19 protein-coding genes are annotated in these 17,791 nt (G+C 43.9%); 13 read left to right on the top strand and 6 right to left on the bottom strand.

Translation table 11 applies throughout. From position 1 onward, the window contains the following. Positions 1-74: 74 nt before the first annotated feature. Complete coding sequence (locus J2Z18_RS30980; RefSeq protein ID WP_373872063.1) at positions 75-392, bottom strand: FtsK/SpoIIIE domain-containing protein; 318 nt, start codon at positions 390-392, stop codon at positions 75-77. A gap of 72 nt (positions 393-464) precedes the next feature. Between J2Z18_RS30980 and J2Z18_RS02565 the strand changes: the two genes are divergently transcribed. The 10 genes from J2Z18_RS02565 to J2Z18_RS02520 all read left to right on the top strand — a co-directional run bounded on the left by J2Z18_RS02565 (position 465) and on the right by J2Z18_RS02520 (position 10,682). Further along, on the top strand, positions 465-1,226 hold the full coding sequence (locus J2Z18_RS02565) for an SDR family oxidoreductase (RefSeq protein ID WP_210094160.1): 762 nt from the start codon (positions 465-467) through the stop codon (positions 1,224-1,226). A 275-nt stretch (positions 1,227-1,501) separates the two neighbouring features. Next, a complete protein-coding gene (locus J2Z18_RS02560; protein ID WP_210094159.1) occupies positions 1,502-2,080 on the top strand; it encodes an RNA polymerase sigma factor in 579 nt (192 codons plus the stop codon). Continuing rightward, on the top strand, positions 2,064-3,125 hold the full coding sequence (locus J2Z18_RS02555) for a hypothetical protein (RefSeq protein WP_210094158.1): 1,062 nt from the start codon (positions 2,064-2,066) through the stop codon (positions 3,123-3,125). Before J2Z18_RS02560 ends, J2Z18_RS02555 begins: the two co-directional genes overlap by 17 nt. A 199-nt stretch (positions 3,126-3,324) precedes the next feature. Beyond that, a complete protein-coding gene (locus J2Z18_RS02550; RefSeq protein ID WP_210094157.1) occupies positions 3,325-4,398 on the top strand; it encodes a hypothetical protein in 1,074 nt (357 codons plus the stop codon). A 76-nt stretch (positions 4,399-4,474) separates the two neighbouring features. After that, entirely contained in the window at positions 4,475-5,548 is a 1,074-nt protein-coding gene (locus J2Z18_RS02545; protein ID WP_210094156.1) for a hypothetical protein, read from the top strand. 286 nt (positions 5,549-5,834) lie between these two features. After that, complete coding sequence (locus J2Z18_RS02540) at positions 5,835-6,530, top strand: response regulator transcription factor (RefSeq protein WP_040738336.1); 696 nt, start codon at positions 5,835-5,837, stop codon at positions 6,528-6,530. 88 nt (positions 6,531-6,618) lie between these two features. Beyond that, complete coding sequence (locus J2Z18_RS02535; RefSeq protein ID WP_007129161.1) at positions 6,619-8,067, top strand: serine hydrolase domain-containing protein; 1,449 nt, start codon at positions 6,619-6,621, stop codon at positions 8,065-8,067. Beyond that, positions 8,067-8,990, top strand: coding sequence for an ABC transporter ATP-binding protein (locus J2Z18_RS02530; protein WP_007129160.1), 924 nt, complete (start codon positions 8,067-8,069; stop codon positions 8,988-8,990). Before J2Z18_RS02535 ends, J2Z18_RS02530 begins: the two co-directional genes overlap by 1 nt. After that, entirely contained in the window at positions 8,983-9,747 is a 765-nt protein-coding gene (locus J2Z18_RS02525; protein ID WP_007129159.1) for a DUF2705 family protein, read from the top strand. Before J2Z18_RS02530 ends, J2Z18_RS02525 begins: the two co-directional genes overlap by 8 nt. A gap of 23 nt (positions 9,748-9,770) precedes the next feature. After that, positions 9,771-10,682, top strand: coding sequence for a sensor histidine kinase (locus J2Z18_RS02520; RefSeq protein ID WP_007129158.1), 912 nt, complete (start codon positions 9,771-9,773; stop codon positions 10,680-10,682). Between the two features lie 185 nt (positions 10,683-10,867). Here J2Z18_RS02520 and J2Z18_RS02515 read toward each other — a convergent pair whose 3' ends face one another. Further along, the gene (locus tag J2Z18_RS02515; protein WP_007129157.1) at positions 10,868-11,629 is read right to left on the bottom strand and encodes an SDR family oxidoreductase; all 762 of its coding nucleotides are present in this window, start codon (positions 11,627-11,629) and stop codon (positions 10,868-10,870) included. Further along, positions 11,626-12,000: a MerR family transcriptional regulator gene (locus tag J2Z18_RS02510; protein ID WP_007129156.1), complete on the bottom strand. Its 375-nt coding sequence runs from the start codon at positions 11,998-12,000 to the stop codon at positions 11,626-11,628. The genes J2Z18_RS02515 and J2Z18_RS02510 overlap by 4 nt, the downstream gene beginning before the upstream one ends. Before the next feature lie 354 nt (positions 12,001-12,354). Between J2Z18_RS02510 and J2Z18_RS02505 the strand changes: the two genes are divergently transcribed. Together J2Z18_RS02505 and splB are read left to right on the top strand one after the other, a co-directional pair. Then, a complete protein-coding gene (locus J2Z18_RS02505; RefSeq protein WP_007129155.1) occupies positions 12,355-12,603 on the top strand; it encodes a transcriptional regulator SplA domain-containing protein in 249 nt (82 codons plus the stop codon). Continuing rightward, positions 12,596-13,624, top strand: a complete 1,029-nt coding sequence (splB, locus tag J2Z18_RS02500) for a spore photoproduct lyase (RefSeq protein ID WP_007129154.1) — start codon at positions 12,596-12,598, stop codon at positions 13,622-13,624. The genes J2Z18_RS02505 and splB overlap by 8 nt, the downstream gene beginning before the upstream one ends. 189 nt (positions 13,625-13,813) lie before the next feature. On the opposite strand, the gene J2Z18_RS02495 is transcribed toward splB, so the two are convergent. The 3 genes from J2Z18_RS02495 to J2Z18_RS02485 all read right to left on the bottom strand — a co-directional run bounded on the left by J2Z18_RS02495 (position 13,814) and on the right by J2Z18_RS02485 (position 16,708). Continuing rightward, entirely contained in the window at positions 13,814-14,689 is an 876-nt protein-coding gene (locus tag J2Z18_RS02495; protein ID WP_007129153.1) for an NmrA family NAD(P)-binding protein, read from the bottom strand. A 36-nt stretch (positions 14,690-14,725) separates the two neighbouring features. After that, positions 14,726-15,124 carry a nuclear transport factor 2 family protein gene (locus J2Z18_RS02490; RefSeq protein ID WP_007129152.1) on the bottom strand — a complete coding sequence of 133 codons (399 nt, stop codon included), beginning with the start codon at positions 15,122-15,124 and terminating at the stop codon, positions 14,726-14,728. A gap of 399 nt (positions 15,125-15,523) precedes the next feature. Then, on the bottom strand, positions 15,524-16,708 hold the full coding sequence (locus tag J2Z18_RS02485) for an ROK family transcriptional regulator (RefSeq protein ID WP_244152676.1): 1,185 nt from the start codon (positions 16,706-16,708) through the stop codon (positions 15,524-15,526). 311 nt (positions 16,709-17,019) lie between these two features. Between J2Z18_RS02485 and J2Z18_RS02480 the strand changes: the two genes are divergently transcribed. Beyond that, positions 17,020-17,604, top strand: a complete 585-nt coding sequence (locus J2Z18_RS02480; protein WP_007129150.1) for a YdcF family protein — start codon at positions 17,020-17,022, stop codon at positions 17,602-17,604. Positions 17,605-17,791 lie beyond the last annotated feature (187 nt).

Genomic DNA, 17,791 nt, shown 5'->3' with positions numbered 1-17,791 from the left:
AGATATAACAAAATAGAGAAGCACAGTATAGCTCTTACCGATGAAAATGGGCATCACGAATCATTCTACTTTGTTTACTCCGATGGGATTATTCGATTCACAGAATTTGAAACGGTTAAACAAGTACCATTCGATGTAGAAAGTTTTAAGCCAATTTTCATGGACATGACGGAATACCTCCGGATCATCTCCTGCTTGATGACGGTTGCCGTCTCCAGGACGTCGCTCAGTGTGGTGGCGAACGCTTTGACGCATTGCAAGCTTTTGAATAATCCGAGCTCGACACCGCCCTTCAGATCACAGAGATATAGTTCCTGGCCGCCGGCGCCGGCAAGCGACGTCAATATTGACCTGATCATGACGGATTTCCCGCCGCCGCTGATCCCAGCTATCAGAAGATGAGGAATTCTGTTGATTAAACTAGCCTTGTATTCAAAACATACTAAGGAGGATTCAGCAGAACGATGGAAAACAGCACGTACTTATTGGATATGAGCAAAGAATTTGCAGGCAAACGAGCCCTGGTGACCGGCGGAACCCGGGGAATCGGTAAGGCGATCGTCCAACATCTGCAAGCAGGAGGAGCTGAAGTGATAGCTGCGGCAAGATCTCTGCCCGAAGCATTACCGGAGGGAGTAGGGTTCATTCAAGCCGATGTCAGCCTCCAAGAAGGTGTGGATCACATGATTCAGGAAACAATTCGAATGTTCGGCGGTCTGGATATTTTGATTAACAATGCAGGAGGTTCCTCAACGAGCACGGCAGGGGCTTTAGCTATAACAGATGAGGATTGGCAGACGACGTTTAACGTCAACCTGTTCTCATCTGTCCGTCTCGACCGTGGATTTCTGCCTTATAAGGTTAGACAGCAAAGCGGAGTGATTGTCCATATATCTTCTATTCAGCGTAAGTTGCCAGGCAACATGACCATGCCTTATTCGGCAGCCAAAGCTGCGCTCGTTAACTACAGCAAGAACATAGCGACCCAATTCGGCCCTATGGGGATAAGAATCAACGCAGTGGCGCCGGGATTTACCGAAACGGAGTCGGCGGAACGGTTAATCGAGAGAATGGCTGAACAGGCAGGAACGGACTATCTGGCTGCCCGCCAGCAGTTAATGGATGAGCTTGGCGGTATTCCTCTCGGCCGGCCAAACCCGAGGAGGTTGCCGAGCTTGCCATCGGTTCTGGAAACGCAGGCATCTGTCTGCTGCTCTATCTGTTGAAGTAAGCTTTAATAAGACCATGAGAAATTGGTCTACGATAAGTTGCAAAAGATGAGCAATGGCGGCCGCATGGCCGCCATTGTTTCGCCGATAGACCCGATACGGTGAACCGTATCATAAGTGAGGGGAAACCAAAGATCTCCAGTGTTGTATACCCGTAAATATTATTTTCTTTTTCATCATTTCAAGGTCGATGATGTTATTATTTTTGATGCTGCTGTCACAAAATGAGCTGCATTGGTGTTTTAAGGATGTAGGCAGGAGGGGGTAAGTTTTTGGATAGTCATTACAGAGAGTATAAATCAAACTCAGAAGAAATTGAGATGCTGGTTGAAAGGACTAAGCTTGGTGATAAGGAAGCTTTCGCTTCAATTATTAAAAACTTTGAAAAACCAATGTATATCTATTGTTACCATATGCTCAAAAGCAAGGAAGAAGCCGAGGACGCTCTACAAGAAATATTTATTAAAGTGTATGAACAGATACATAAGTATCGTCCAAATATGAGTTTCTCGGCATGGCTGTACAAAATTGCCTACAATTACAGTCTGAATCAAATCCGCAGCAAAAAAAGGTGGCTTCGTTTTATAGATCGTTATAAATATGATCAGCCTGAGACCCCGACTCAGCAAATAGACAGTCAAACGACACTGAAGGATTTTCTAAATTCACTGACGATCGAAGAGAGACATATATTAGTTCTCCGGGCGATTCATCGATATAACTTCAATGAGATTAGTGAAATCATGAATATGAAACCGGCAACCGTGCGCAAAAAGTATGAACGCCTTCGCAAAAAACTGCAGACGAAGGAAGTTAATGAAGGAGGAACAGTGAATGCGTCGATCACCTAATCCATCTAAAATCGTAAGTATTCATCAGGTGGAGCAAATGATTCGGGATACGGAGACGCCAGAGCACAGCATGAGTCAACAGATTGTAGAAAAGCTCGAATCCAAAAGCGTGTCAAGACAAAAGCCATTCCTCACAAGAAGAGTGGGCGTTATCGCAGCGGCATTGGTTGCTTTTTGTGTGTCTCTAACTCCTGTCATGGCTCAAGCCATAGAGCGGCTATCTTTGCTTGAATATATTAATCCGTTTGCCAAAGAAATGAAAAGTAGTCCAAATGAGAAGGTGGATACCATTTATTCACGAGATTTGGATGGGAATAAGAAATTTCATACGGGGATAATTCCCTTTGAGGACATTGAGGACCAGGAGTTTAAAAGCCAGCTGCAAAAGGTTTGGGATGAGATTTTCCCTCAAGGAGAAGGAATTAATGATGTGATTATGTACGAATATAAACCGAACACATTTCACATAGAGGCGCGAAACGACAATAATTCCATCGAATTTGACCAAGGTAAATGGTATTATGCGCAGCAAACGATTGAAGAGGAGCAGGTTCCAGATGCAACAAAGGATGCAGCGGACCAAGCTTTTCATAAAGTTGGGGATTTTAAAGAAAGTGAACGGTCAGTAAATCAAATGATCTTAAGACCCGATCAAAATCCGGTGTATAAGTTCATGTATCGTACACACAAGGGTTCTATCCTCATTGATGTACAAAAAAATACGAATCAGATCACAAGGGTTGTAGCTTTTCCGCTGTCGGATCAACTTAATCAATTGGATGATAAAAATAAATATCATGATTTAGTTGAGAAAACAAAAGCAATTGAGCTGGACAAGATTCATGAGGAGGCAGTGAAACAGGCTAAAGCATGGATGAATTTGGACTTGGCTGATTATAACGTATCCAAACTTGAATCACGGTTTGATACATTAACGTTCACAAAAGAGGGTTCTCCAGATGTGACTGCGTTGTTCACCTCTAAAGGAACGATCTATTCTATTAAAATTGAGCTAAAGCAGTTATCTGAAAAAGGAACGGACTAATCAAGAAGATGCTGGGATTAGCTGAATTAAAATGGCTCAAGCTGTATTGCCTGGCAAGTTGAAGGTGCTGCTGCTCGGTCTAAGGCAGAGAGAGGGGGTGATGACTACTGTTTTTCTATAGATTCATTTCAACGTGACTGAAGCATTCCATTAACAAGCTGTGGGTAAGCAAAATAAAAAATAAAGGAGTTTATTTAGTATGAACAAAAAAATAATTTTTCCTATCATCGGAGCAGCCTTATTATCAGGAAGTCTGCTTGGATATGATACACCGATTCAAGCTAATTCGCATAACAACGAGAATGTGAACATTAAGCAAGATGATAAATCTGAGCAGACGCTTATGCAAAAGGCCCAGGGTAAGCTTAAAGAATTGACAGGAAATACGTATACGTTGATTCAAGGAACTGCTGCAAAAGAATCTATCCATTTAAAAAGAGAGAACTTCAAGGACGATATCATCGCCTATAAAGCTAACGGAAAGCTCGAAACGATCAGTATTAAAATCAATTATGAAGATTTAAACGGTGGGAAATATCAAACCAAACTGAAGGAAACGTGGGAAGCTTTGTTCCCAGGGGAAGAACCGAAATATGTGAGCATCTCAGAGTCAATCTACTATGTGGGCACCATCTCATCGAATGCTATGCAAAATAAGCAAATTTATATGCAAGAGAATGGCGAGGCTTATGGCGTAAATTATGCTCCTGACGATGCCCCGGCAAGCGTGCAGAAGGAGGCTGATCTGGTTCTGTCCAAGCTTACTGATGGAAAGGTCAAGCAGGGTGCTAAGTTGGATCGTATGTATGTCCTTGATGGCAAACCCAATGTGTATCAATATAAGTATAAATCAGAAGCTATGGAAGTCAGCTTTGCCATTGAAGAACAAACACTGGAACTGCTCCAAGCAGATGTATATCATTCCGATGGTAAAGGGGTAGACAGTTATGAAGAATTCCAGAAAAGAGAAAAAGAAAAAAGTGAAAAGATCAAGAAGTTGACGTTAGACACTTTGATGAAGAACGCAGTGAAAGACGCAAAAACGATGTTAAACCTGGATTTGAAAGGGTATAAGGCAGCAAGAGGAGCGAATGCATGGGATGAGGATTATATGACGTTCACAAAAGAAGGGGCTCCTTCAGTTACTGCTAGATTTAATAAAGACGGATCGTTTAGCAGCTTTACCATTGATAAGTATAATCAGACAATCGATTTTTATGGAATGACCATCGTAGGTCCTCCAAATGAAGAACTCAAATTGTTAATTGACTAATATGAATGGAAAAGTAGCTTGAGATGCTCCTATATTTCATTATCACCATGAGAGCAAAAGAAAGGAGTTCATTGAAATGAACAAAAAGATAATTTTCCCTATGCTCGGGGTAGCGTTATTATCAGGAAGTTTGCTGGGGTGCCAAACACCTGTTCAGGCAGATTCGCCCAACAAAGTAAATATCAATGCTTCACAGAATGTTAAGGCGGATCAGAAGCTTATGCAGCAGGCTCAGGATAAACTGAAAGAGCTAACAGGAAATACCTATAAGTTAATTCAGGGAACAGCCATGAAAGATTTGGTGAGTTTTAAAAGAGAGAATTTCAAATATGATGTTATTACTTATAAAAAGAATGGAAAGCTTGAAAGCATCAATATTAACGTCAACTATGAAGATTTAAATGGCGGAAAATATCAAACTGAGCTGGGGAAAACGTGGGAAGCTTTGTTCCCAGGGGAAGCACCAAAGTATGTGAGTATCTCAGAGTCAAACTACAGTGTGGGCGCGATCTCATCGAATGCCAAGCAAAATAAACAAGTTTATATGACAGAGAAGGAGCAGGCTCATGGTGTGAATTATGCTCCTGACGATGCCCCTGCAAGCGTGGAGAAGAAGGCTGCTCAGGTATTATCCAAGCTTACCAATGGAAAGGTCAAGCAGGGGGCTAAGTTGGATCGTGTGTTTGTCCGTGATGGCAAACCGAATGTGTATCAATATAAGTATAAATCCAAAACGATGAATGCGAGCTTTGCCATTGAAGAAAAAACGCTGGAACTGCTTCAAGCAGGCGTATATCAGAGTAATGGTAAAAGCATAGATAATTACAAAGAATTCCAAAAGAAAGAAAAAGAAAAAGATGCAAAGATCAAGAAGCTGACATTGGATACATTAATGAAGAATGCAGTGAAAGACGCAAAAACGATGTTAAATCTGGATTTGAAAGGATATAAGGGAGCAAGAGGAACAAATGCATGGGACAAGGATCAAATGACGTTCACCAAAAAAGGGGCTCCCACAGTCATTGCCACAGTGGATGCAGACGGATCGTTTAACGAATTTATAGTAGAGAAGTATGGTCAGCATCTCAGTTTCGACGGAAACACGATCGTAGGGCCTGCAAATGAGGGACCAAAATTATTAATCAACTAATTCTAAATGTGGAAATCTTGACGCGGTGATTTTATCAGGCAGCTTTCTCAAAATGAGTTCGGTACTGTACCGGGCTCATTTTTTATTTTTGGCTTCATCCAGCATTTGATTTGCGTATTCCATCTGTGATAAAAGATCTGGGTCATACCCTTGAATTTATGCCAATTTCCTATCCTTCATAAATTTAGTCATAAAAAAATGCACCTGCATTATTTCATCTTTGCCTGATTTTTCGATCCAATCTCTGGATTTCTATGAGAGAATATAGAATGATGGGGTGAATGAAATGAACGGAATAGTAAAGATATTGGTCGTAGAAGATGATAATGAAATAAATAAATTACTGTGCGAAATTATAGCCAATAGTGGTTATGTTCCGCAGCCGGCTTATTCCGGCACAGAGGCTTTGTTGTATTTGGCGAATAAGCAGGAGTGGAGCATGGTCCTGCTCGATCTGATGCTTCCCGGTCGAAGCGGCGAAGAAATCCTTGAACAGTTAGGACCGGATCGACAACTGCCGGTTATCATTATATCGGCCAAAGGGGAACAGCAGACAAAAGTCGCCGTTTTACGAATGGGAGCGGACGACTACATTACAAAACCATTTGATGTTGAAGAGGTATCGGCAAGAATCGACATCCATCTTGGCAGATATCGACGTGTCGCGCAGCCCGATCCGATCCGGCAATTGACGTACAAGGATATTCTGCTGAACATAGATACGAAGACGGTATCGGTCAACGGTTCCGATGTGATCCTGACCGCGAGGGAATTTGCGGTGCTTGAACTCTTAATGTCTTATCCCAAGAAAGTATATACGAAGCAGAATCTATTTGAAGCGGCGTGGGGAGACGCTTACTTGGGGGAGGACAATACGATTACCGTACATGTGAGCAATTTAAGAAAAAAATTGGCCCAGGCAAACCCGGAGGCCGAGTATATTGAGACGATCTGGGGAATGGGGTATCGACTGAAAGGATGAATTAATAGTTTCTTAATAGTTTATTTAATCTTCTATTAGGATTTGATGATTAGTATGATGTTCATCAGCTGAAATAGGAGAGTGTAACATGAGAAAATTTCTACTCATAGTAATAACAATAGCACTTCTGTCCCCGTTTTTTTATCTTCCTCAACCAACCCTTGCCGCTGCGCCTGTACTCGACAAGGAAACGGTAGACGACTATATTGAACGTTATTTGGGACGGAATGGACTGCCTGGTGCTTCGATTGTTATCGTTAAGGATGGCGAGATCATCCATGCGCAAGGCTATGGGCATGATTCCGAGGGCAGTCCCATAACGGAACACTCGTTAATGAGAATTGGTTCCGTGTCTAAAACATTTACCGCATTTGCAATACTGCAGCTCGTGGATGAAGGAGCCATTCAACTGGATGACCCGGTCATCCGCCATTTGCCTAAGCTGACGATGGATGATAACAGATTCGGACAAGTGACCATACGCCATCTGCTTAGCCATACATCCGGGATTCCCAACCCAACCATTGTGCCTAAGGCGGATACCTTGGAACAAGGCGTTAGTCGTCTTCACTCCTGGAAGCTTCAATCCAACCCCGGGGAGAGGCATTTCTATAGCAATGCGAACTATTGGATCTTGGCATGGCTGGTGGAGAACGTAAGCGGCATGGAGTTCGCTGCGTATCTTGACACAAAGGTGTTTTCCCCACTCGGTATGGACGACTCGCTCTCGCCTGTGAACTCTAGGGTTGCGATTCCAGGGTTGCCTCGCGGGCATGTGACGGCCTACGGTACAGCAATTCCAATATCAGAGATGGAGATCATGTTCAGTGGAGCAGGGGGAATCGTTACTACAGCAGCAGATATGGGAAAATGGCTCTCCATGCATACCGATGATGGGGTAAGCCCATCAGGAGTTAGACTATTGTCTTCATCCTTATTGGAGGAATCTTATTCCCCGCAGCCTGGTAGTGAGCATTACGGTCTAGGCTGGTCGCTTAGTTCTTCGGGTGTTGCGCCGCAACGAATACAGCATAGTGGAGCATTATCAAGCTATCAAGCTCAACAAAGCATCGTACTAAGCAGCGGTTATGCCATAGCTGTAATCCTTAACAGCTTCACAACGACCTTCGAGCATGCATACGAGATGAGCTCAGGGATTATTCAGCTGACCGAGGGACAAGCACCTGCGATAAAGGCACCTGTGCCTACCATCATTGATTTATCGCTTGGATTTCTTACTTTGTTGTATGCAAGCTTTGGGATCAGGGGAATCCTGCGCAGTAAAAAGTGGTCTGATCAGCGCCAGCACCATTCCGCTGTGCGTTACTATCTGCGGTTAATCCCTCAATTGATTCCTATTGCGGGAATAGGATGGTTAATGTTTGTTGTTCCGGAGCTGCAGGACAATAGCTCGACGACCTTGGATGTGTTTCGACTATGGCCGGCTTTGGCGATCCTGTTATCGATCATCTTCTTATGTGCGGTGTTCATGACGGGAAAGAGAATTTATTATCGGCTTAAAGGAGGCAGATCCTAGTGGGACAGACTGTTCTGGCAACCATCGATTTGACGAAGAAATACAAGGAACAGACCGCCCTGGAGCATGTCAACTTGGTCGTGGAAAAGGGAGATATATACGGCTTTATCGGGCAGAACGGAGCAGGAAAAAGTACGTTGCTGCGTATCGTGACTGCCATGGCCCGGCCAACGAGCGGATCTGTCCGTTTGTTTGGAGAAAGCAGCGAGGCGGGGTTGATTGAAGCCCGGAAGCGCGTAGGGGCGATTATTGAAAGCCCTGCGTTATATCCTGATATGACGGCCCGCGATAATCTTGAAGTCCATCGGCTGCTCCGGGGCATCCCGGGTAAGGCATGCATATCGAAAGCGCTTGCCCTCGTCGGACTACAGGATACGGGGAAGAAGAAGGCGAAGAACTTCTCACTCGGCATGAAGCAGCGCTTGGGCTTGGCAATCGCCTTGCTGGGCGACCCGGAGCTGCTTATACTCGACGAACCGACGAATGGCCTTGACCCTGGAGGCATCGTGGAACTTAGAGAACTGGTCAAGGAGCTGAATCGCGAGTTGGAATTAACGATTCTGATCTCCAGCCATATTTTGAGCGAGCTTCATCAGATGGCAACGAAGTACGGCATTATCCATGAAGGCAGACTGTTGGAGCAAATGACCCATGAACAGTTAAATGAGAAGTGCAAGCAGCATCTACGCATCCGAGTTGATGATCCAAGCAAGGCCGCAACTGTTCTCGAGATGGAACTGGGCACCCAGGATTATGAAGTTTTGCAGGACGGTACGATCAAGCTTTACAGCCTCTATCATGATGTCAGAAGGGTATCTATGGCTTTGACAAGCAGCGGTCTGGTCATTGAATATTTTGCGCCAGACGGGGATGACTTGGAAAGCTATTTTACTAAACGGGTTGGGGGCGGATTCCATGATTAATTTATTGCGCATGGAGCTGTTCAAACTCGGCAAAAATAGGATGTTTTGGACACTAATGATCATTGTAACGGTTGTTTTTGCTCTCCTGCACGTTCTAATTACCATCGGATGGTGGAAGATGGATAATATGTTTATGGGCGCTGGTCTGGAAATGTTCTCTTCGCTTGCACTTGCTACAGCCCCATTCTACTTCATGCTATTCTTGTGTACGTTTGCCGGATTTTTTGTGGCGAATGACTTTACAATAGGAGTCGCCAAGAACATTGTCATGAGCGGAAACCGCCGAAGTCATATCTTTTTAGCTAAGTTTATCGTCTTGGCACTCGGTTCCATGGTTCTAGCTGGTGTATGTCCGTTCATTGTAATCATAGGCGGGAAGGTATTATTCGGATTCGGAGAAATGACAGACCCGTCGGCCTTGGGCTATTTGGCAAGAGCAGTAGGCTTGTTCCTCATTCATATGCTGGCCCTAGTTGCCTTATTGATGCTGATCGCGGTGCTTGCGGAAGATAGCGGGAAAACCATTATTATTTCGATCGTAATTGCATTGTTCATCTCCGTAGCAGAAGTTCTAAGACCGTTGCCAGGGGTTCTGGAAGCGATGTATCGCTATTCGATATTCCATCATCTTATCGACTCCTTCCGAATCCGGATGACATACGCCGATGTGATCCAGTCTTTGTTGGTTGGATTCAGCAGCCTTCTAATTTTGGTGTTCTTCGGGATTCTGGTGTTTAAGAGGAAAGAGATTAAATAATAAGATAGTAAGGGAGAGGAAAAATGATCTATATAGCGATCGCTGCAGTTCTGTTTATGTTCATTTTTCTCTTTCGCCTTGTGATGGTCAAGAAGGAGATGAGACGCTTATCCAGCCAGGTCGAACGCTTTCATAAAGGCTTAAGCGGGAAGAAGGTTGATATTGCTTTACTGGACAAAGATATCGAAGGGCTTGCCGGAAATATTAATCAATTGATGGATCTGGCGGTCCAATCGAACAGGGAGCGAATACGCAGTGATCGCGAATTGAGACAAGCGATCGCTAATATGTCTCATGATTTGAGGACGCCGCTAACGGCTATAATCGGATATACCAAATTATTGGGGGCTAGTTCGGTTACAGAAGAGAAAAGGCAGGAGTATTTATCCACCATCAGAGCAACTGCCGATCGCTTACACCTATTACTTCAGGAATTCTTCGAATTGCCTCTCGTGCAATCTGCTGATTATGAACTTAAGCTTGAACCGGTACACATGAATGCATTGTTGTGGGAAGTGCTGACCGGATTTTATGATCAATTTAACGAGCGACATCTGGAACCGGACCTGCAAATAACGGATGAAGTGCTGATTGCCAACGCGGATCCGTCAGCGGTTAAACGTGTAATCGAAAACCTAATCAGCAATGTGCTCCGGCATGCGACAGGCGATGTAGCGATTAGCTTGAAAGAAGCAGGCGGGAACATCGTGCTCATCTTCAGGAATGAAGCAAATAACTTGAGCGAGCAAGACTTAGACAGGCTGTTTGACCGCTTCTACACAGCGGATCGATCCAGATCAAGTCGAAGAACAGGCTTGGGTTTAACCATCGCCCGTAGTCTCATGTTAAAGATGAACGGGCGGCTGACCGCTGAGCTTAATGACGGGTACGTGGAGATGAGATGCGAGTGGAAAAGAAATTTGCCTTACTTATGATACTGTGAACCGTATCGTAAGTAAGGCAAGTTTTTTTGGCGTTCAATAATGCTGCTTTTTTGTTATTTAAAGAGGGCATCCATTATGGAAGCGAGTTTTTCCTTATATGCCAATTTGAAGTCGTAGCAACTGTAGATTGGCTGATCGGGGCCTGCGTCATGGCAGTGCTTTTTTTATACAAGCTGTTATTCAACGGTGTTTTTCGTTGCCTTATACATCTTTTCTGTGTATTTGTCGATTTCATCTCGTGACATGCGCAAGCGGGCCACAGAAGAACCATATCCGATTTCCATTTTGCCTTTTGCTAATTCGTTGAAGATTCCATCCGCGAAGGCTTCTAATGGCTCGCCATGCGTATGCAATCCCGCACCGCCTAAATCTGTATTTACTGCCGGAGGAGCGACTTCGATAACTTCGACAGACGTATCGGACAGCTGATGCCTTAGACTCATCGTAAACGAATGAAGTGCCGCTTTCGTTGCTGAATAAATCGGAGCCATCGCAAACGGTGTAAAAGCTAACCCTGATGTTACGTTAATAATGGTCGCCGATTCTTTTGCTGCAAAAAACGGAGCAAACAGCATAGAGAGATGGAGCGGTGCTTCAAGGTTCGTTATGATTTCTTTGTTGAAATAGCTCCAATTGTTCGTCGCATCTGCTTTCAACACGTTAAAACGTTGTTGGATCCCTGCATTATTAACCAACACATTTACTTCCGGATAGTTTCCTGTTACCCAGTCAAATAACGCTGCACGCTCGGATTCCTTATTCAAATCGCTTACACGAGTTATCAGGCTTGGAAGTTTTTCTTTTGCATGTTGAAGTGCATTTTCCCGCCGTCCAGTAACGATGACTTTATTTCCAGCCTTTATGAACCTTTCTGCAAAGGCTAATCCGATTCCAGCACTTCCACCTGTAATGAGAATTGTATTCCCTGAAAGATTCATGATCGTTCCTCCCTGATTCGATTTGTATAGCGCTTTATTTTTTCATCAATACCTTGCAAGGAGTCTGTCATTAACGAAATCTCATCCAGCACCTTCTGTTTGTGTTTTGTCATCATTTCAAGTCGGCGTTCAATTGTGGCGTCTCCTTCTTGGATCCAATCCATGTACTGCTTAATTTCCCTTATTGGCATGCGAGTATTTTTTAAGCAAATTACGGTTTGAAGGAGCGCCATTTGGACTTCTGAAAATAACCGCCTGCCTGCTTCATCACGCTCAATTCGTGGCAGCAGTCCTTTTTTTTCGTAATAACGCAATGTTGATTCTGGAATATTGAATTTGGCTGAAACTTCGCTAATGGAACAATACTTCATTTGAAGGCCCCCAAATCTTACATTTCAATGTCGACAAGAATAGGATACGACTTAAACCATGGTTTAAGTCAACAGTTAGTTTCCATGCGTGCATATGCCGTTTCAGGCAGCGGTGAGCTGAAATCAGGCATGTCGAATTGTTAATTTGAGTGTTGAGAATATGGGATGTCGGATTTAGGGAAATGAGATACATCTGGAATTGGTAAAGAAGCAAGGACAGTGTGGCTGGGAGAGAGAAAGCCGGGTTGATTCCCCTTATATGCCCCCAGTATCAGATCTCCTTACATGTCGGCATATTCCAGATTGTTTTGTGTGATACTAACCGAAACATCGAGGATAGGGGTCAATGAAGTGATGAATGAATATCAACCGGGACAGATTGTGTATGTAATCATTCGTAACCCGCATGTTCAGGGTGTCGCAAATGTCCAGGAAGCTGCCGTAGTGAATGATCCTGATTCGCCGGGAAATTATGCGCTGTTTATTTATGAGACGTATTACCCATTGAACGATGAGATTGCGGTGTACCCAACAGCAAGTGAAGCTGAGCACGCCTATAGAGAGGCATTCGGTTTATCTGATATGGGGGCGTATTATGGTTAAGCCATTTGTGCCTCAACTCGTATATGTAGAGCCAAGGGCATTGGATTATCCGTTGGGAAGAGAATTAATATCCAAGTTTGAAACCATGGGCATCGAAATCCGCGAGACGACCTCACATAACCAAATTCGGAACCTGCCTGGAGACAATGATTTTCAAAAATATCGAATAGCAAAGTCAACGTTAGTTGTCGGGGTTAGGAAAACTTTAAAATTCGACACTTCAAAGCCTTCGGCAGAGTTTGCTATTCCGTTTGCAACAGGGTGCATGGGCCATTGTCATTATTGTTATTTACAAACGACGATGGGAAGTAAGCCGTACATCCGGACTTATGTCAATATTGACGACATCTTTGAAGCTGCGGACCAATATATGAAAGAGCGAGCCCCTGAGATTACAAGGTTTGAAGCATCATGTACATCGGATATCGCGGGTATTGATCACTTAACCCATACACTCAAGAAGGCTATCGAATACTTTGGTAAGTCTGACTTGGGACAACTACGCTTCGTAACCAAGTTTGCTCATATTGATCATTTACTTGATGCCAAGCATAATGGGCGGACTCGCTTTCGATTTAGTATGAATGACGATTATATTATTAAAAATTTTGAACCAGGTACATCCAGACAGGCAGAGAGGATCGAAGCTGCCAGAAAAGTTGGGGAGGCAGGATATCCATTAGGTTTCATTATTGCCCCTATATATTTGCATGATGGATGGAAAGAGGGCTACAAGGATATGTTCGAGAAATTAGAATCCGCACTTACCCATTCTTCTAAAAAGGATTTGACCTTTGAGCTGATTCAGCATCGCTTTACTAAACCAGCGAAGAATGTCATACAGAAAAACTATCCGATGACGAAGCTGGAACTTGATGAAACGAAGAGAAAGTGGAAGTGGGGGCGGTATGGGATTGGAAAATACGTGTACACTGATCAAGAGCAGGAGGATATTAAAGATACGCTAGGCAGGTATATCCATACTTATTTCCCTAATTCAAAAATTGAGTATTTTACGTAATAAAGCGAATTGAATAAAGATACGCCAAAGAAGAAAGGCACCTGATGGGGTGCCTTTTTGATTTCTCTCTATAGATGTTAAAGTGTCACGTTTTACGCTCCGGAAACGCCTTGTTCGTAAATAACACTCTCCTTGGGTCATCCGAAATGGTGATGACAGGAGAGCCTTTTATCTTAAGGTACCTTTTGGTTAATTAGATGGAAACGAGGTCTTATGCTCCGAGATGAACTGCTCCAGAGAACGCGGTTCTCGCCCGGTTACACGAAATACCGTGTCCGTTACCTGATCCTCCAATCCTTCGAGACGAATGCGGACATCCAGTCCGGCCAAGTATTCGGCATAGCTCCCCGGCAAGCCGGCGGCCTTATGCCTCTCAGTGAGTTCCTCTGGTGTGATATGGATATGCTTGGCGTTCAGGCCGGTAACGCGGCGGATCACCTCGGCCACATCGTCATAAGTGAGGGATTCTGGTCCAGTGATGATAAGCTCCCGGTTATGGGGTTCCTTGTCGGTCAGGGCATGAAAGCCAACAGCTGCAATATCATCTGCGTCGACGAAACCTACCTTGCCGTCTCCGGCTGCAGTATAGATGTGTCCGCTGTGGCGCAAGGAATGCCCGTGCCCATGTCCGGCATCCGTGAAGTTCTGCATGAAATAGGAAGGGCGCAGTACGGCCCATTCGGGGGCATGCTCACGCAGGTAACGGTGAACGGCTCCGAAAACGGGGCCATCTTCCGGAATCGAGGCACTGGATAACAGAACGAATCGCCTAACCGAGGCATCCAGCGCTCTGCGGATAAAAGGAATCATGACTTCTTCAGGATGCATACTTGCAGGTGCAACCAGATATACGGCCTGTACGTCTTTCAGGAGATCAACATGGTTAGAGTCATCGAACCAATCGAATGGGACGTGTTCACCGATTTGTTCCTCCCCGGGCCTCGGCATACTGCGTCCGGCTCTGCGAATCAGATAACCCTGACCGTGCAGCAGCTGTGCAATGCGGGAGGACGTCTTGCCCTGTCCTCCGGTGAGTAGAATACGAGTGGATGATTCATTATGCATACGGTTATCTCCTTCAGTTCTCATTTATGTTCTGTATCAAGTTAGTGCCAATGGATTCCAGTAGTCCTGATAGTGGGCAATCCTGCCATCTTGAACTTTGATTACGGATATATAGCTTTGTTCATAAGCTCTTCCTGTGGATAAATTTCTGCCGCTCGCTCCGAACTGAGCAAAGAACACGGGAGCGTCAGCGGCTATATGAATGACTGGTTCTGTGAATGAGGTTATTTCAAGCACCTTTCCCAAATTCTCCAGATACTGCTGCAGCGCCGCTTTCCCGTCCAGACGTTTAGGATTGGGCTCCTGGGCATAAGGAAATTCGAAGACGACATCGTCAGTAAACAAATTGAAAAATGCAGCGTAGTCCTTACGAATATAACGGTCTGCGAAAAGTTGAATGAGCTGTTCAGCTTGCTCGTAAGACAATGTACTCATTTCAGTTGCCTCGCTTTCTTGGAAGAGTGGGTGCCTTATCCAATTAGTGGTAGGTCTAGACCCACTATATCACTTTCCGGACTGAATGGTCAAGTATATTCGGACTGAATGATCAAAAAAATATTTGCTTCTTATCTCTTTACTTTGATAAAAACATTAGTGGCTTTAAGAAGAGGGATAATTGTTAAAGTAGCCCAAAAGTTAGAGCATTGTTTGAGCGGATTGAGGTAATTCTTGCGAAGCAACAAGTATACGGGATAATTTCGCGGTTGGATAATAAGGGAAATGAAACCTTCGGGTTCAACCTCGCAAGAAAGAACTCTCCGAGTCTGGAGAGTTCTGTTTATTGAGTACGATCGACTTATCCATCTTAAGAATGACATCAAAAAGCGGGGTCAATTAAAGAGATAAAGTATCCAGCGGTATTTCAAATGCACGTTTAATAACCAACCCGGCAGCAAGCTTTGTTTCATCCGGTTTGTTATCAAGGTAGATCAATTGTACGTTATTAACTGTCACAGGCAGCTGGTGCATCACCCTGGCTCTAATCTCGTTGAACATTTCAGGACTGATGGTATGAATAACTCGGCCCGTTATAAGCAGACTGTCTGGATTTATGAATGTAATGATATTGGTAACGGCGGTCGCGATACCATCAACGATTTTTTCGTATAAACTAAGGAACTTGGGATCTCCAGTTCTTATGCCTTCTGCGAACTCCTCTAGTGTGCATTTGATGGAAACGCTAAGTCCGCTGCTGGAAGCCAGCGTCGTTAAGCATCCGGATCTGCCGCAATGGCATGGATAGGCATCTTCTCCATAGAAGCCTTTATAATGCCCGAATTCACCTGCAACAAAGCTTGATCCTGCAATAATTTGTTTATCATGGACGATCGCGCCGCCTGTACCATAATCAAACTTGATTGTGATATTGTTATTGGAATCCTTCAAGCAGCCGTTCATATTCTCGTTGACAGAGAGAAGATTGACATCGTTCTCGATATATACTGGAATGTTATATTTGTCTTCAAGCAGCTGCTTGAGTGGAAGGCGATGAACGCCTATGCCGGGTGTCCGTAGAACGATGCCATGCTGTGAATCGACCAGGCCCTGCATACTGATTCCGATCCCTTTAACTTTGGAGGTGTTGGGCACCTGGGTGAGCAGCTCATCGATAACTTCATGCAACAGCTGCATCAGCACATCTATAGAACCATATTTGTTGCTCGTGCGTTCTGCGGATGCGACAGCTTCTTGACGCAGATTGAACACTTTTCCACGAATGTATTTGCCGGCGAGCTCAAGACCGATGGCGTAAAAGTGGCCGCTGTTGATATGAAGGCCGACTCTTTTCCTTCCGCTGCCTGCCTCCAAGTCGATAAGCTCCCCTGTCACGATTATTTTTTCCTTCAACAGGCGATTCACGATATTGGTTACCGTTTGTCTGCTTAGGCCAGTCTTTTCCGCAAGCTCTACGCGAGAGATCGGCCCCTCTGAATAAATGAGAAAAAGAACCTTCTGCTGATTAATTGATTTTAATAACATATGGCTGGTTTGTTTAACCGAATCACTCACAATATGCATCCTCTTTCCAACAACGTTTTATATAATATAGATTCAAAACATTTGACAAATTAGGAACATAATTTACTTCAAGTGTAGCATTAATACAAGGCGAATAAAAGTTGCAAGTTCGTTTAATTCAACGAGCATATCATTTAAATTTTCATAAAAACGACGATAGATGGCGGTATTATACGGTATGAGACAGATCAATACGAAAAGTTTTAATCCAAAAACACAGCGAATTGTATTGACATTGCAATAAAAAAGGATATTATATTTGTAAACTGATTTGATTAAATATAACTAAATGACGCCTAAAGGAGTAAGTAATGGTATGGATCGGATGGATAATTGCAATAGCAGCGATGACGGTGCTGGCTTACATATGTTGGCTGCATGCAGTTATATTACAACCTGGCAAAGCAGATGCACTTATTGTACTTGGCTATGTAACCAAAGACGGCCGAATACACCCTTTGCTTAAGGAAAGACTGGATGAGGCATACGAACGATTTCAGCAGTTTGGGCACAAATACATCATTGTATCGGGGGGAGCAGTTGGTTCACGCCAATCGGAGGCAGAGCTGATGAAGGAGTATCTGGTTGATAAGGGCGTTCCGGCGAAAAGAATATTAAAAGAAGACAAGTCACACAACACCGTTCAGAATTTAATCTTTAGCAAGCAATTGATGGAGCAGTACCAGCTAAAATCTTTTATGATCATAACAAATTTATTTCATGTCCGCCGCACGAAGTATATTATGCATCGTCTTGGCATGAAAGGCGGTTTCAGCGCTAATCGAAGCCTTAGAAGCGTTGTGGGGTTCCAGCTCAAATTAACATTGTTAGAAATTCGGGCATTTCGGTTAACTCTCCCCATTATTAAGAGGATCATCAATGATCAAAACAATTGATAAAAAGGTTGACAGGCAGCCGATAAGTGATTAATATGAAAGCGTTTACAGATTTGTTGGAGGTGAGGCTTAAGAGGCTATAAGCCAGAAGTTGTTTACAAATTATTAACCCTGATTTGATAGGTAACTAACAAATCATAGTTATGCTTAAATAGTTAATCCAATTTATTTATTAATTAACGGGGGG

The sequence above is a fragment of the Paenibacillus lactis genome, from assembly GCF_017873605.1.
GTDB classification, from domain to species: domain Bacteria; phylum Bacillota; class Bacilli; order Paenibacillales; family Paenibacillaceae; genus Paenibacillus_AQ; species Paenibacillus_AQ lactis.
The sequence above is the reverse complement of the archived record's forward strand: the minus strand, read 5'-3'. Positions and strand labels throughout refer to the sequence as shown.